At 51.1% G+C, this 15,888-nt stretch carries 10 protein-coding genes; 4 read left to right on the plus strand and 6 right to left on the minus strand.

The genetic code is table 11. From position 1 onward, the window contains the following. Positions 1-2: 2 nt before the first annotated feature. Complete coding sequence (locus SD10_RS24840; protein WP_046580122.1) at positions 3-584, minus strand: biopolymer transporter ExbD; 582 nt, start codon at positions 582-584, stop codon at positions 3-5. Between the two features lie 99 nt (positions 585-683). Here SD10_RS24840 and SD10_RS24845 point away from each other — a divergent pair, with 99 nt between their 5' ends. From SD10_RS24845 to SD10_RS24860, 4 genes are all read left to right on the plus strand, one after another. After that, positions 684-3,680 (plus strand): FAD-binding and (Fe-S)-binding domain-containing protein, encoded by a 2,997-nt coding sequence (locus tag SD10_RS24845; RefSeq protein ID WP_046580123.1) that lies wholly within the window; start codon positions 684-686, stop codon positions 3,678-3,680. 121 nt (positions 3,681-3,801) lie between these two features. Beyond that, the gene (locus tag SD10_RS24850; protein ID WP_046577667.1) at positions 3,802-4,815 is read left to right on the plus strand and encodes a hypothetical protein; all 1,014 of its coding nucleotides are present in this window, start codon (positions 3,802-3,804) and stop codon (positions 4,813-4,815) included. A gap of 120 nt (positions 4,816-4,935) precedes the next feature. After that, positions 4,936-5,616, plus strand: a complete 681-nt coding sequence (locus SD10_RS24855; protein ID WP_046577669.1) for a 3-keto-disaccharide hydrolase — start codon at positions 4,936-4,938, stop codon at positions 5,614-5,616. Positions 5,617-6,001: 385 nt separating this feature from the next. After that, positions 6,002-6,688 carry an HAD family hydrolase gene (locus tag SD10_RS24860; RefSeq protein ID WP_046577671.1) on the plus strand — a complete coding sequence of 229 codons (687 nt, stop codon included), beginning with the start codon at positions 6,002-6,004 and terminating at the stop codon, positions 6,686-6,688. 168 nt (positions 6,689-6,856) lie between these two features. On the opposite strand, the gene SD10_RS24865 is transcribed toward SD10_RS24860, so the two are convergent. The 5 genes from SD10_RS24865 to arfB all read right to left on the minus strand — a co-directional run bounded on the left by SD10_RS24865 (position 6,857) and on the right by arfB (position 15,839). After that, positions 6,857-8,317 carry a sulfatase family protein gene (locus SD10_RS24865; RefSeq protein WP_046577673.1) on the minus strand — a complete coding sequence of 487 codons (1,461 nt, stop codon included), beginning with the start codon at positions 8,315-8,317 and terminating at the stop codon, positions 6,857-6,859. A gap of 56 nt (positions 8,318-8,373) precedes the next feature. Beyond that, positions 8,374-9,906 (minus strand): arylsulfatase, encoded by a 1,533-nt coding sequence (locus SD10_RS24870; protein WP_046580125.1) that lies wholly within the window; start codon positions 9,904-9,906, stop codon positions 8,374-8,376. Between the two features lie 40 nt (positions 9,907-9,946). Beyond that, a complete protein-coding gene (locus SD10_RS24875; RefSeq protein WP_148562507.1) occupies positions 9,947-11,542 on the minus strand; it encodes a RagB/SusD family nutrient uptake outer membrane protein in 1,596 nt (531 codons plus the stop codon). Between the two features lie 28 nt (positions 11,543-11,570). Further along, positions 11,571-14,765, minus strand: a complete 3,195-nt coding sequence (locus tag SD10_RS24880) for a SusC/RagA family TonB-linked outer membrane protein (RefSeq protein WP_046577674.1) — start codon at positions 14,763-14,765, stop codon at positions 11,571-11,573. A gap of 672 nt (positions 14,766-15,437) precedes the next feature. After that, complete coding sequence (gene arfB, locus SD10_RS24885; protein WP_046577676.1) at positions 15,438-15,839, minus strand: alternative ribosome rescue aminoacyl-tRNA hydrolase ArfB; 402 nt, start codon at positions 15,837-15,839, stop codon at positions 15,438-15,440. Positions 15,840-15,888 lie beyond the last annotated feature (49 nt).

A 15,888-nucleotide genomic window follows, 5' to 3' on the forward strand; every position in this document is an offset into this window, starting at 1 on the left:
GGTTATTGAAGTGGGCTCCGGGTTAAACCAGGCATGTAATAGCGAATCCACTTTGGCGGATAAAGGGTTAGATTCATTGACCGGGCTAATTTCGAATTAGTGGCTTTATAGCGCGCGTATTTTTCAAGCATATTCTTCTCTTCGGAGCTGAGATCGTAATTCAAATAGTACTGGATATGTCCAAGTATTTGTAATTCGTCGAGAACATCCACTATATTCTTGAACGTTGCCTGACTTGTTGGGGAAATAGCAACAATAGCTCTGTAATCATGATTCAGCGTGATACTTAGCAGTTGATCGCGAATTTGATGGACCGAATAACCGGTTTCTAGTAACTCGGCTTGCGACCCATCCGGGCGGTACGTCAGAAAGCCAACCCGGTTATTCGCCAGCAGGAACAGGTGGGCATCCACAGAAACTGGCTCTGAACACTCAGATTTACCTCGATCAGGTAATAAGTAAGGCAGGTAATTTGGTCGCTGTACTAGTTTCAACCAGAAAAAAAACACAATCAGTAACAGCGCAACCGACACAAAAGGGGTGAAATCAATGCGTATCGGAGTATATCTACGGCGTGTTTTCATGACGAAAAAGGGTTTAGTCGATTGATGACGCAGCCACAATGATTCCACAAACGCCATTCGTTTTTGTATCTTTACAAGACGTTTGATGCTTTTGCTGCTATGTTTCGCCTTTCTCAGAATCCCTCGTTTGCCAACTTGTTGCCTTCCTTCGAAGGTGATCTGTACTTCGACAATTCACCTGAACATACAGCCCAGCGGATTCTGTACGCAACCGATGCCTCTGTTTATCAGGAAATGCCCATTGCGGTAGCCTTGCCCAAAACCGTAGGCGACATAAAACAACTCCTTCGGTTTGCCCAGCAACATGGATTGGGACTTATTCCGAGGGCTGCCGGAACATCCCTGGCGGGGCAGGTGGTCGGGAGTGGAATTGTGGTAGACATCTCCAAATACTTCGGTAAAATACTGGACATCAAGGCAGATGAAAAATGGGTGCGCGTTCAGCCGGGTGTTATTCGGGACGACCTCAACGCAGCCCTGAAGCCGCACGGACTGCTGTTCGGTCCGGAAACCTCTACGGCTAGCCGGGCTATGATTGGCGGCATGATTGGCAATAATTCCTGCGGACTGCATTCCATCATCTGGGGCACCACCCGAAATCACCTGCTCGACGTAAAAGCCGTGTTAAGTGACGGCGCTGAAGCCACGTTCGGGCCACTTACCCAGGATCAGTTCGAGGCCAAGTGCCGGGGCGAAAACGTGGTGAGTCCGCTCGAACAGCGGCTTTACGTCCAGTTTCGCGACTGGCTGTCATCGCCAGCCATTCAGCAGCACATCAGCGAAGGCTATCCTAAACCGACCGTTACGCGTCGGAATACAGGCTACGCACTGGATGCGCTGGTGCCGTTTTTCAAAAACGATGCATCTCTATCAAACCAGCAGGCGAGTGCACCGGCACCAACGTTTAACTTTGCTCACCTCATCGCCGGTTCGGAGGGAACACTCTGTTTCATCACCGAGGCCAGGTTGAATTTGTTGCCGCTGCCGCCCAGAGAGTCGGCGTTAGTGTGTGCTCATTTTGCCACCATTCGGCAATCGCTGGAGGCCAATCTGGTCGCATTGGCGCATGGCTGCTCAGCCTCGGAGCTCGTCGATGATTACATTCTGCAACTTACCAAAACCAACATCGAGCAGACCAAAAACCGCACGTTTGTTGAAGGCGATCCGAAGGCCATTCTGATGGTCGAATTCTTCGGCGACACGGTGGAGGGCGTAACTAAAAAAGCCGCCGATTTTGTGTTGGATCTGCAACAGAAAGAACTCGGCTATGCGTATCCGACCCTGTTTGATACCGATACGCAGAAGCCCTGGGCCTTACGAAAAGCCGGTTTGAGCATTATGTACAACATTCCCGGCGATGACAAACCCGCGAATGTGATTGAAGATACGGCGGTCGATGTGCACGACCTGCCCGATTACATTGACGAACTGGACCGGATGGCCTGGGAGCAGCACGGTCTGAAACTCGAATACTCAGCCCATGCCGGTGCGGGCGAGATTCACGTACTGCCCCTGATCAACCTCAAGTCATCCGAAGGACGGGCCAAGTTTCGGGCATTGCTCATGGACACGGCGCAACTGGTCAAAAAATACGGTGGCTCGCTCTCCGGCGAGCACGGCGACGGTCGGTTGCGGGGCGAGTGCATCGCATTTATGCTGGGTCCCGAAAATTTCCAGTTGTGCAAGGATGTCAAAGACCTTTGGGACCCGCACAACACCTTCAATCCCGGTAAAATTGTGAATACGCCCCCCATGAACGAGTCCTTACGCTCGGAAGCGGATCGGGTGATTCCACAACCCAACACTGTTTTTGACTTTTCGAAAGATGGCGGACTACTGGAATTAGCCGAGAAATGCTCCGGCTCCGGCGACTGCCGTAAAACGGAAATTTCGGGGGGAACCATGTGCCCAAGCTACATGGCTACCCGACGCGAACGCGACACCACCCGGGGCCGCGCCAACATACTGCGTCATTTTTATAGCCGTACCGAAAAACCATCCGACCACGACTACGAAGCCGTTAAAGACGTCCTCGACTTGTGTTTGTCCTGCAAAGCCTGCAAAGCTGAATGTCCATCGAGTGTGGACATGACCCGCATGAAAGCCGAGTTTACGCAGCAGAAGTACCGGGAAACGGGTATTCCGCTACGGGCGCGACTAGTAGGTAACTTCACAAAGCTCATGTCGCTGGCGAGCATTGCGCCCTGGACATACAACGCGATCTATGACAATCCTGCGCTCCGCCGGGCGGCTAACCGGGCCGTGGGTTTCCACCCCGACCGGACCATGCCGGAATTGGCCAAGGTGACACTACGAAAATGGTTTACAAATAGAAGCGAAAAATCGGCTCGTTCAGGTAATACATCTGGCTCACAACTCCTGTTTTTCTGCGACGAATTCACGAACTATAACGATGTGCAGGTTGGGCAGAAAGCGATTCAGCTCATGGAGCGTTTAGGCTATTCCGTTGCGATCCCCGAGCATGTAGAGAGTGGAAGGACGTATCTATCGAAAGGGCTGGTCGATGAGGCAAAAGCTATCGCTATTCGCAACGTAACGCTATTAAAAGACCTCGTCACCGACGACCTGCCGCTGATCGGGCTTGAGCCATCGGCCATTCTGACCTTCCGTGATGAGTATCCGGTTCTGGTTCCCGACAACCTGAAAGGCGATGCTGAGCGGATTGCCAAAAACGTTTTTCTGTTCGAGGAATGGCTTGCCCGGGAAGCCGACGCCGGGCGCATTGACCGAAACCAGTTTACGACGACGGCTCAGTTGGTGAAAGTGCACGGGCATTGCCACCAGAAGGCGCTCTCGTCTATGGTTCCGGTTAAGAAAGCTCTGTCCTTACCCCGTAATTATACGGTCCAGCTAATTCCATCGGGCTGTTGTGGCATGGCGGGCTCATTCGGGTATGAGACAGAGCATTATGACCTATCGATGCAGATTGGCGAGCTCGTTCTGTTCCCGGCTGTTCGGCAGGCCGAAACCGCCATTATCTCCGCAGCAGGCACCAGTTGCCGTCACCAGATCAAAGACGGTACAGGCCGGAAAGCCCAGCATCCCGCCGAGATTTTATTTGACGCTCTTTTGTAATGCTATAGCGCGGTGGGGCGGCATTTCGACATCCTGTCTGCCATTGGTTGATGGCTACAGCATTACAAAAAACCTTTTCCGGTTCCAGTGGTTCTCCATAGACGTAAAACATTCACAAGTCATGGAAAACAACGCAAATCTCTCCGATGGAGCCAGACAGGCCGATACCGTCTCCAGCGAACACGCCGAAACGATGTTCGGTACGGATCAGGCCGAAACCAATATGGTGAAGTTGGTAGATGGCAAACTAGTCTCTACCGGCGATACCGAAGCTGATGTTTCTGACGATATGCCCCGTATTCGGTTAGGTAGCGATGAGGAGCGGGCGTTACAGGGCGATGATAAAAAGAAATACGAGAACTCAGACGCTGCCTTGCGGGCGGGCACGATGTTCGATCCGTCGGTGATGCCAGACGACCCCATTGCCGTTGGCGATATCACCGGAAATCCGGACGCAGGCTCTATCGTGAATACAGGACTGCCTTCCGAAGATGAACCCGGTCAGGATAAAAAAGAAACGCCGACCAATTCCTTTAGTGGCTGGAACTTCATTGGAAGCGGTTATCCAACCGGCGACATGATTCCGCAAACGCCGGGAATTCCCGATCCCATGCAACCTGTGCCGGGCATTCCAGAAACGCCACCAAGCCCCCCAGTACCAGGTCCCGAAATCCCGGATCTTCCTGGTACACCCAAACCAACGGTACCCGAGATTCAGGAGCCCGACCAACCCGACCGGTCGCACGAAATCAACGCAGGCATACGGAGTACGTTCACTTCGGGCCTACCGAGTGTGATGCCTCCTGATGAACTTGAAACAAGCGAACCCGTTGCAGGAACAGCCTATCAGGGTGCAGCCGCCGGACCAGATGATGAGGGTATGGAAGATAAACCCGACACGGGTAATTCAGCGCGCCCGTACGATGTAAATGCGAAAGATACGCACGAGAATCAGCCCGGCGAACGCCCGGAAGAAGCGAAGGAAGCACAGAGTCTCCCCCGTGAGCTGGCCGACGAAAGCAGCGTTACGGCGCAGGATATGATTTCGGGACCTGATCGTTCCGATCAGAAATCGACTGATGGCTTGGACCGTAAATACAACGACCCACAGGCGGCCCGCGACATGGCTAGCTAGGAATAAAAGATGTAATGCGGCTGGAAAGCCACGGGTTAAGACGCTTGTTATAACGTCTTAACCCGTGATTTTCCAGCCGCATTGCGTTTTTTCCTACCTTAGTCAAAAATTCTAAACTACATGAAAAAGCTTCTTCTCCCCTGCCTTTTGCTGAGTGCAGTTGCCCTGGCATCACCCCCAAAATGGACCTCTTTGTTTGATGGCAAGACCATAAAAGGCTGGCATAGCTACCACAAAGAGGGTGTGGTGGGCTGGTCTGTTGAAGATGGCGCCATGACCCCCGACGGTACCGGCGGTGACCTTGTCACGGACAAAGAATACGAAAACTTTGAGTTGGAATTCGAGTTCAAGATTCCCAAAGGCAGCAACAGTGGCGTTGTTTACAAAATAATCGACAGCCCTGATATTAAATCGACCTACATGTCGGGACCGGAGTATCAGGTTATCGACGACAAAGGGTACCTAGACGGCGAAGGAAAGCCTTATAAACTCAAGGATACCCAAATGACCGGTGCGAACTACGACATGATTCCACCATCTGATTTCAGCATTGCCAAAGCCCCCGGCGAATGGAACAAAGGGCGCATTGTGGTCAATAAAGACCATGTAGAACATTTCCTGAACGGCAAGAAAGTAGTTGATTACCAGTATGGTTCCGCCGATTGGAAGGCGCTGGTCGCGAAGAGCAAATTTGCGAACTGGCCCTATGCGACACCTCACGCAAAAGGTAAAATTGCGTTGCAAAATCACAGCCCTAAAGAGCGCGTTTGGTACCGGAATGTGCAGATTCGGGAATTGTAAGTCGAGCATTGGTTGATCCAATCAAAAGAAAACCTTCTGGCGGTAGTGCTGTTCACTACTGCCAGAAGGTTTTCCTGCTTTTCGGGCACCCTAAATAATGTAAACACTAGGCACGTTAAAGAGCCAAAAAACTCACCTACAGTACATTAGGGAGTATTTTGTCATCCCGACGCAGGCGGGATCTTAACATGTACTAGCACTCAAGTAAGGATACGTTAAGATCCCGCCTGCGTCGGGATGACAAAAATTCATTAGCCACGTTAACTAGGGTTAACGCGTCAGTGTGTACCGCACACGATGCGCGCTCAGGACCGCAGTCTTTCTCTTTCAAACTAAAGCTATTGCCGGCCGTTCCTTATAAAAAGGTATACCCGATTGTAGTTTTATGGCAAACAGACCTGATGCGAACGTCCTCATTTTTGATATGGACGGCACACTGATTGATAGCAACCCGACCCATAAAGTGGCTTATGGTGAATTTTTGAAACGCCACGATATTGAGATGACCGATGATGACTTCATGAAGTATATATCAGGCCGTATGAATCCCGATATTATGAAGCACTTCTTCGGTGATGACATTGGCTCGGAGCGTATTCAGGCGTTAACGCAGGAGAAAGAATCGCTTTTTCATGAGTTATACGCGCCGGTGATCAAACCCATCAATGGCCTGGTTCCGTTTCTGGAGGCAGCCCACGACGCTGGTTTTTTGATGGTGCTGGCGACATCGGCCCCCATGATGAATGTAGACTTTGTCTTCGACCATATTCCGATCCGGAAATTTTTCGCTAAAATCGTTTCTGAACAGGATGTTCAGGTTGGCAAACCAGATCCAACGGTGTTTCGTCTAGCGGCTGAACGAGTACAGGCTTCACCAGACCAGTGCCTGGTTTTTGAAGATTCCCAACCAGGTGTCGAGGCCGCAAAGGCCGCTGGTATGAACGTTGTTGTCCTAACAACCACCCATTCACCTAACGAGCTTGGGGAGGCAGAACTCGCCATAGATGACTACACACAGGTAACTGTAGATCAATTGCGTGAGTTGATAAAGCAACCGGCACAGGCAGACTAAAAGAACGTGAACGATGAGATTTGGCCGCGTAGCTGACCAATATTTATAGAAAAATGGTCAGCTACGGCACGTAATCATTTTGTAATCGGCAGGAAAACCCCGTGTTCATGTTAAGAAGAGAGCCTGTCTGTGACGAAGCTATCTCTATACGCTTCCTTAATAACTAGTTTACTGGCCCGACGTAAGCCGCCCCGGTTCGCGAACGTTGGCGCCTGTACGCTTCTGAAGATCATCGCCAAGGTCAGCACGGGCTTCTTCGGCAATCTTTTCCAGTTTAGCAACAACGTCGGGGTGTTGCTCCCGAACGTCATAGCGCTCGCCGGGGTCACGGCGCAGATCATACAAAGCAGTCGCAAATTCGTGGGTTTCTGTGCTGGGACCAGGTTGCCCATTCTGACCGGGGAGAAACCCTTCATATGTACGGCCGGGATGAGCAAATACCAGTTTCCAATCGCCTTCCCGAACGGCTTCGAGGCTGTTTTTACGATAATAGTAATAAAACTTATCGCGGGGCGTCACGGTGTTATCGCCTTTGAGGAGCGCAATCCAGTCAACGCCATCAATCCGCTGTTTGGGCAGGCGGGCGCCACAAAGTTTTGTTACAGTGGGCAGAATGTCCAGCGCCGTCAGCAATTTGTTACTCACCCGACCCGCCGGAACAACGCCCGGCCAGCGAACCAGACAGGGTACCCGATGGCCCCCTTCAAACGACGTTCCTTTGCCCTCTCTGAAACCGCCCGACGAACCCGCATGGTCACCATAATTCAGCCAGGGGCCATTGTCGCTGATGAATATAACAAGGGTATTTTTGTCCAGGCCCTGCTGCTTCAATTCACTCATTATTTGGCCAACAGACCAGTCCAGTTCCATCAGTACATCACCGAAAATGCCTCGTTCGCTCTTTCCTTTAAATTTCGGTGAAGCCGCCAGGGGAACGTGTGGCAACGGATGCGGTACGTACAGGAAAAATGGTTTTTTCTTATGATTCCGAATAAAGGAAACGGCCCGCTCGGTGATGGTTTCGGTTATTTTGCCGGCATCGTCCAGATTCCTGATTTCCTGTTTCGGCTCGTTGCCCTCAATCCACCGCAGCGCCGGGTAATGAGCCGCAGCCTGATTGGGATGCAGTGGCCACATATCGTGCGAATACGGTACGCCATAGTACTCATCGAAACCCTGCTGTAGTGGCAGGAATTGCTTGTTATCACCCAAATGCCATTTGCCGAACATCCCTGTTGCATAGCCGCGCTCCTTGAGCAGATCGGCCAGGGTTTCTTCGTTCGGATTCAGGCCAATGAGTGAGTTTGGTCCTAAGGCGCCATAAATGCCCAGCCGATTGGGGTAACAACCCGTTAGCAGAGCCGCCCGCGACGCGCTACAAACGGCCTGAGCTGCCAGGAAGTTGGTGAAACGAGTCCCTTCTGCCGCCATCCGATCCAGGTTGGGCGTTGTGTAATCCAACGCACCAGTGCAGGATAAATCGCCATAACCCAGATCGTCCATAAAAAACAGAACGACGTTTGGCGGGGCCACGGGAGCTGGTTTTCGGACCCAGGCCGTAATGAGCAGGCCAGTGCCCGCGAGTAAAAGCACACTTAAAAAAAGACGAAGAGAACGGGTTGACATCATTAGCGAAAACTGGTTAAAAAATACGACCTGATTACTGGTAAACCCCTGCCTGACTATTAATTGGCGGCCACACCGGTGGCTTTAGGCGTTACGATTTCCCACTCATTGATGTGCGTGGGCCTATGCTCTCGGGCAACGATTGCGTCGAACTGGCGAATTAACTCGGGATGCTGGGCGGCTATGTTCGTGCGTTCACTTACATCTTCAGCCAGGTTATACACCTCCCAGGCCGCCGTTCGATTTTTACGTACGTTGGTTTTCACCCCTTTCCAACTTCCCATCCGAATGGCCAGTTGCCCCCCTTTTTCGGGATACTCCCAATAAAGAAAAGCATGCTGTTTCTGAGCGGCTGACGGCCCCAGCAAAGTCGGCAAAAATGAGATTCCATCCGTTTCGAACGGTTGTTTATAACCAACCAGCTCGGCCAGAGTAGCCAGCAAATCGTATTGAACCGATACGTGATCGGTAACCTGACCCGCTTTTATTTTGCCAGGCCACCGCGCCAGCATCGGCTCCCGAATGCCCCCTTCATATACATCCATTTTCAGGCCGCGTAAGTTACCTACGCTGTTAAAATAGGCAGCCTCAACCCCGCCATTGAATGTGGCTCCGTTATCGCTGGAGAACATAACGATCGTATTTTCGTCGATCTTCAGTTCTTTCAGAAGTTGCATCAGCTGCCCGATTTGGGCATCCATATGCGTAATCATTGCGGCATAGGTAGCCCTCGGGGAAGGCGTGGATGCATATCCCTGCTGACCAAGATAAGGCCGCTCAGCGGCCTGATTGTCTGTAAATTTACCCATGTACGGCTTGACTGCTGCCTCCGGCGCCTGCAACGAAACGTGCGGTGCCGTGAACGGCAGGTACAGAAAAAATGAAGCCTGGTGATGCTGACGAACAAACGCCTGCGCTTTCTGCGCCATTTTATCAATGGCGTAGTCATTACCCCGGTAATAAGCAAAAGCTTCCGGCGTAGCTGTTTCGGGTGTCAGCCGATGGTGTACATCGATAACCGGGTTGTTCAGGCGATCGCGTTTACCGTTTTCCCAGAGGTGCGTTGGGTAGTAGTTATGCGCTTGCTTCTGATCCAGGTAGCCGTAGAAATAGTCAAATCCCTGCTCATTGGGATTGCCGGTAGTGTTGCTCATGCCCATTCCCCACTTACCGATACAGGCGGTTTTATAACCCGCTTGCTGCATCATTCGCCCAATAGTGAACGCGCCGGGGTAGAGTGGCATTTGCCCACCTTCCAGCGAGTCGGGAAAGCCGCCCATCTCGTAATTACCCCGAATGTAGGAATGGCCGCTGTGTTTGCCTGTCAACAGCATGCAGCGCGCCGGTGCACAAACGGGCATGCTTGTGTAGTGCTGCGTAAACCGGATGCCTTCGCGGGCGATCTGGTCCAGGTTGGGCGTCCGGATTTTTTGTTGGCCATAACATCCCAGTTCCCCATACCCCAGATCATCCGCGTAGATGTAGATGACATTGGGCCTGGTCGGCACAGCCTGCCTGAAAACAAAGGCCGTGCCGACCCAACCTGATACTAATAGAACCGAGATACTCCCCCAAAATGTGCCTGTTTTCATGTTGGTGAGGGCTTTGCCTAAATTATACAACATCAACTTTTTACCAGCCCGGATTCTGCGTGAGCGTTGGGGTTAGATTACGCTCCTTTTGCGGAATGGGCCAAAGATAATGGCGGGATTTATCGAACGTCCGATTTACAGCCACTGCCTGCACGGTTGCCAGCGCTCCCGTAGCGGTTTTGTAGGTAATTCCATAAACCGGGCCGGGTATCACACTCTCAGCCGTTTTCCATCGGCGGATGTCGAACAGATGCTGGCCTTCAAAGGCTAACTCAACTGTCCGTTCCCGGCGAACAATCGCTCGGAGATCGGCCTGGCTGGCGGTGCTGCCAATAGCAGGCTGCTTCACATCCGAACGACCATTCCGGACGGCATTGATGGCCGCAATGACAGTGGCATCCAACTGATTCAACTCAATCTTAGCTTCCGCATAAGTCAGCAGAATTTCGGCATAACGCAGCAAAATGATATTGATGCCATTGTTGGCCGGGTTGGCATAATCCTCTGGATTAACATATTTCTTGATATTAAAGCCTGTTGTGGAGGCAATGTACGTATTCCCGACGGCATCGGCCGTACCGCTGGTTGGCTCAGGCCGAAAGATTATCCCACTTGGCAGCACATCACCCGTCAGGAAAACCGAGAACCGTAGTCGTGGGTCGCGGTTGGTATATGGATTGGCCGGATCATAGCCACTAGTGGCATCGGTAATCAGCTTACCCGACGTTGTTTCATACATATCCACCAGCGCTTTGGTCGGCACATAGGTGCTGTTGGCACTTTTCTGACTATAAGGCGCCAGCAAGTTAAAGACATTGACGGGATAGGTGTCTTTAATGAATTGCCGGTCCAGCAGTACCTCCTTGTTGTTTTCGGCTGCCAGCGTAAATAGCTTTTCGTAACTGTCATTTAGTCCATAAACTCCCAGCTTTATGACCTGATCGGCCGCATCAGCCGCCTGCTGGTATCGGCCAGCCAGTAAATTAGCCCGCGCCCGCAAACCCAGGGCGGCCCCTTTGGTAAAACGGCCTTTATCGGTAGCGGCATAGGTGGTGGGCAACAAGCCCGCAGCCTCACTTAGTTCTTTATCCACAAAATCCCATATCTGGGTAATGGGGGCTCGGGCCAGGGTGCGGCTTTGATCCAGCGAAATAGCCGTCGTCACCAAGGGAACATCGCCAAAAAGAGAAGCCAGCTTTACGTACTGATACGCCCGGAGCGCTCGTGCCTCTCCCTTAAACTGACTGATCAACGTGGTATTGGTAGACGTCACTTTATCGACGTTCTCCAGAAAATAATTACAGGCTCGGATACCCTTGTAGGCCTTAGCCCATTCGCCAAAAACTTTTGCGCTTGTGGCGTCATACTGACCCAGTTCAACATAAGCCTGCACATCGAACGGCTGGTTAGTGTGGGCAATATCCGTCATGGCATCCCAACTAAAAATGTTGGTGCTGTCGAGGTCTGTATACAGCGAATTAGCGGCCAGGCGGGCATCATTCTCGGTTTTCCAGAATAAGTTCTCCGATAGGCGGTCGTTGGGAGCAGTGTCCAGTAACTCCCGGTCGCAGGCCGTAAAAATCAACCCGGAGACGGCCAGCAGAAAAGGAAGCAGTATATAATTTATTCGTTTCATGCGTGTAGAATAAACAGAGTGGATGAGGTTAGAACTGCAGGTTGAGCCCGAGCGTGTACAAGGCCGTTTGCGGATAATAAACCGCCCGGCCCGAGCCGGCTTCGGGGTCCAGGTTCCACTCATTGAGTTTAGAAAGGGTCAACACATTAGTGGCCGACACGTAGGTACGGATGCGGCTTAAGCGCACTTTCGACGCGATGGCCGCTGGTAGTGAATAGGCCAGCTGGACGTTTTTCAGCCGGACATACGACCCGTCGATCACCAGCCGATCGGAGGTTGCTACGTTTCGCAGGTCAAATTTCAGCGGTCTTGGAAACCGGGCATCCGTATGGTCAGGTGTCCAGTAATTATTGGTGTAAATAGAATGTGTAAAACCTTCCTGGTTTCCCATTTCGGCCAGCGCACCGGCCAAACGGGTACTCACCTGGGCAGCGCCCTGAAAGAGCAGATTCAACTCAAAATTCCGGTACGAGAAATTGGAGTTGAGGCCAAAGGTGAACTTGGGAAACGAGTTGCCAATATTGGTCATGTCATTGGCGTCAATTTTACCATCCCCATTGGCGTCTATGTATTTTACGTCGCCGGGTTTGGTGTTGGCGGCATAGGTCGCTTTGTAGTTGTTAATCTGCTCCTGCGTCTGGAACAACCCATCGGTCTTGTAGCCCCACAATGTATTGATCGGCAACCCGACGGCAATAATGTACCTTGGATCAATATCGGAGCCAATGATGTAAGGGCCCGTTCCTTTCAGGTCAACGACCTTATTTTCGTTTATACTGAAATTGCCCCCCAGGTTATACTGAAAGCCGGACGCATTTTTAGCACCCCGGTAGTTCAGGCTGAACTCCCAGCCTTTATTCTCTACCGAGCCCGCATTTTGTGGCGGAGCCGTCAGGCCGATGGTTGCCGGGATATCCAGGTTCAACAGAATATCGTTCGTCAGCTTTCGGTAGAAATCGACAGTCAGGTTCAGTCGGCCACGCAGAAAAGAGGCATCCAGGCCCAGATCCAACTGTGTCGTCGACTCCCATCCCAGGTTCGTATTGGCGAGTGTTGTCTGGCGATAACCCTGCACGGCGGCCCCGTTGAAATCATAGCCATTCGCCGTAAGGGCGGCATAATAACTGTATAGATTCACCGATTGGTTACCGGTTATCCCCCACGAACCACGCAGTTTCAGATCATTAACCGTTTTTTGCAGACCCTGCCAGAACGTTTCCCTGGAGAGTCGCCAGCCTGCCGAGAACGAAGGGAAGAAGCTGTATTGCCTGGGACCTGTAAATTTGGATGAGCCGTCATAACGTCCGTTCACTTCAACCAGATACTTGCCATCGTAATCGTAATTGACACGACCAAAATAAGACCGTAAGCCATAAACGGCATCGTTTCCAGAATTGCTCTTGGTCCCATCATTGGCGCCCTGGCCAATTGACTGAATGTCGTTGTTGAAAAACCGCTCGCGATAAGCGCTCAAAAATGTTTGCGTATTGCCAATCTGCGAGTAACCCAGCAGCCCTTTCAGGTTATGGCTACCCAGTTTCCGCTCGTAGGTCAGCAGGTTGATTAGGGTGTATTCCCGTAGGGTATTGCGGACTTCAGTCAACGTATTGTTGGCGACCGTTTTTGTAATATTGGTGTTCTTATCCGTGTTGACATACGAATTGGCAAAGTTCTTCTCCTGCGTAAAAAAGCCCCTGCCAGCCAGTTGCGTCGAGAAGGTCAGGCCGTCAACGATTTCCCAGTCAGCTTTTACGTACCCCGCCAGGTAATCCGTAGACCGCTTTGAATCACCGCCTATTTCGGCATACATCAACGGATTATTTCCCTGCGTACTTAAGCCATAGGTACCGTCGGCATATTTCGGGACGGCCCATAGTGATCCGTGCAGGAAGTAGTTGATCGGGTCGACAGTAGGTGCCTGAGAATAGTTGTAGCGGTAGTTGATGTCGCCACTCACCCGCAGTTTAGGCGAAATTGTATAATCTGTATTCAGACGTATTTCGCCGATCTTACTCCCATAATGTGTGATGATACCCGCCTGGTCCTGATACCGGAGGCTTAGCCGGGTCCGGATGGCTTCGGTGCCTCCGGCTACCGCTATGGTATGATTTTGCTGGGGAGCCGCCTGAAGAACCGTTTGAAACCAGGTGTTGGGTAGCGGGTACTTCTCCCGATCAGTAGCCGTAACATACGCCTGAATGGACTGTTCAGTAAAGCGGGCGGGCAACGGCGAACCGGCATTAGTATAAGCTGCTACCTGCATCCGCATGTAATCTTCCAGGCCCATCATATGCGGTTTGTTAATCGAATTCTGGAGGGCGTAATACCCATTATATTCTACCTGAACTTTGCTGCCTTTAGCCCGCTTTGTAGTAACCAGTACCACACCATTTGTAGCTCTGGAGCCGTAGATGGCCGTTGACGCAGCATCTTTCAGAATAGAAATTGTCTCAATATCGTCTGGATTAATATCCGATAGCCGCTGTTCAATCCCATCGACAATCACCAGCGCGTCGTTTTTACTCATGTCGTATCCGCCCGTGCCATTGTTGGTTCCGGCCGTATTACTGACACCATTGATGTTGAACGTGGTAATTCCCCGAACGCGGATTGCCGTATTGGAGCGCCCCGGCGAACCGCCCTGATCGAGTACGGTAACGCCTGGCAGCTGTCCCTGCAACGACTGCTGAATATTGGAAACGGGCCGCCGGGCTATCTCCTCAGCGCCAATCTGCGATACGGAGTTCGTCAGGCTGTTGCGTTTTTGAGTACCATAACCTACCACCACAACTTCGTCAAGTTGCTTATTATCCGTTGTCAAGGATACCTCAATACGGCTGCGCCCATTCACCGGCACCTCCTGTGTGGTAAAGCCAATACCCGAAAAAACCAGAACAGCATTGGCCGGCGCATCGAGGGTGAACTTCCCGTTGGCATCGGTTGTGGTACCTTTTGCGGTGTTCCTAATGACGACATTGATTCCCGGCAGAGTTTCGCCCGTCTCGCTCTTCACCGTACCCGTAATAGGTTGGTCAGCAATGCTCGTCGAGGATGCCTTCGTTAAAGCATCTCTTAGCTGACGGGTAACGACCTTGGTAGGTTCTTTTTTGAGCTGGAGATTACTGGCCAGGACAACGGACTGCGACCAGGCAGGCCGCAACCCAGCAAGCAATAGCATAGACAAAAGACCCACGTTAATGGCTTTTTGTAAATAATTGGTCATACGGATAATAAAATTAGGTGGTTAGTTGTCCATAAACTGGACAGGAATGGGTAAGCACATCATTGATTGAGCTATTCACTAGTTAGGTGCCAGAATCCGTGGCAACAACCGATAAACTGCCTCGCAGCGAAAACGAAGCTTGCCGTTAGGCATAATAGTATGGTTAATTTATGGGCAAAGGTTAATAAGTCAAATTTCTTTTCCAAGAGAAAGTTAAAAATTTGATTATCAAAGATTTACCCATTAGTCTATCGGGAATTACCGTTACTCAAGACTAGCCTGAGGCTTCGAAAAGGCATTGACGTGACGATGAGCCTATTAGGCAGAAGCGCTTACTAATTCGGAGATTGGCATCAGCAGTAGCCGACGATTCGACACAAAAGCTATGTGCCCTGTGTGTCTCTGTGGTTAATTCATTGATTTAAGATGAATAAGGGCAAAATCGAACCTGATCAGCCCTCAGCTGATTGACTTTTATTAAATAAGCGCCCATAAACAACCGCTTCAATGGTTTAGCATGAGCATAAACCGTTGAAACGGTTCATAAGATGAAGCCATTTTGACTAACCCTACCGCTAAACCGGGCCGCCGTCACGTGTCGCGTGATGGGTTGATATAAAGTTTATTCGGCGCTTATTTCATGTAAACCAATCAACTTACTGTTGCTTAAAGTTAGAAGTCAACTTTCTTCCGCTTCTCTTTCACCTCTCCCTTATGCTTTTTTGCGGCAATGCGCTCAGCGACGGCTGCTTTCGATGGCCTTGTCGCTCTCCGGGGCTTGGGTTTCTCGAACGCTTTTTCGATAAGCCGGTAAAACTTCTTGGTTACCTTCTCTTTATTGGCCAGTTGCGTCCGCTCGGTCTGATGCGTCAGTACCAACTCACCCTCGGTAGTCAGTTTGCTGGCTAGTTTTTCTTCCAGAATCGCCCGCTCTTCTTCTGTAAGCACCTGCGACTGGCGAACGTTGAATCGGAGCTCAGCTTTGGTTGCCACTTTGTTTACATTCTGCCCACCGGCCCCACCACTGCGGGCAAATTGATACTGTAACTCGGGCTGTAAACGGGACGTATCCATACTTAATGAAGCTAATCTGCAGATTGAATAGAAAAACTACAGAATCAGC

The sequence above is a fragment of the Spirosoma radiotolerans genome, from assembly GCF_000974425.1.
GTDB classification, from domain to species: Bacteria; Bacteroidota; Bacteroidia; order Cytophagales; family Spirosomataceae; genus Spirosoma; species Spirosoma radiotolerans.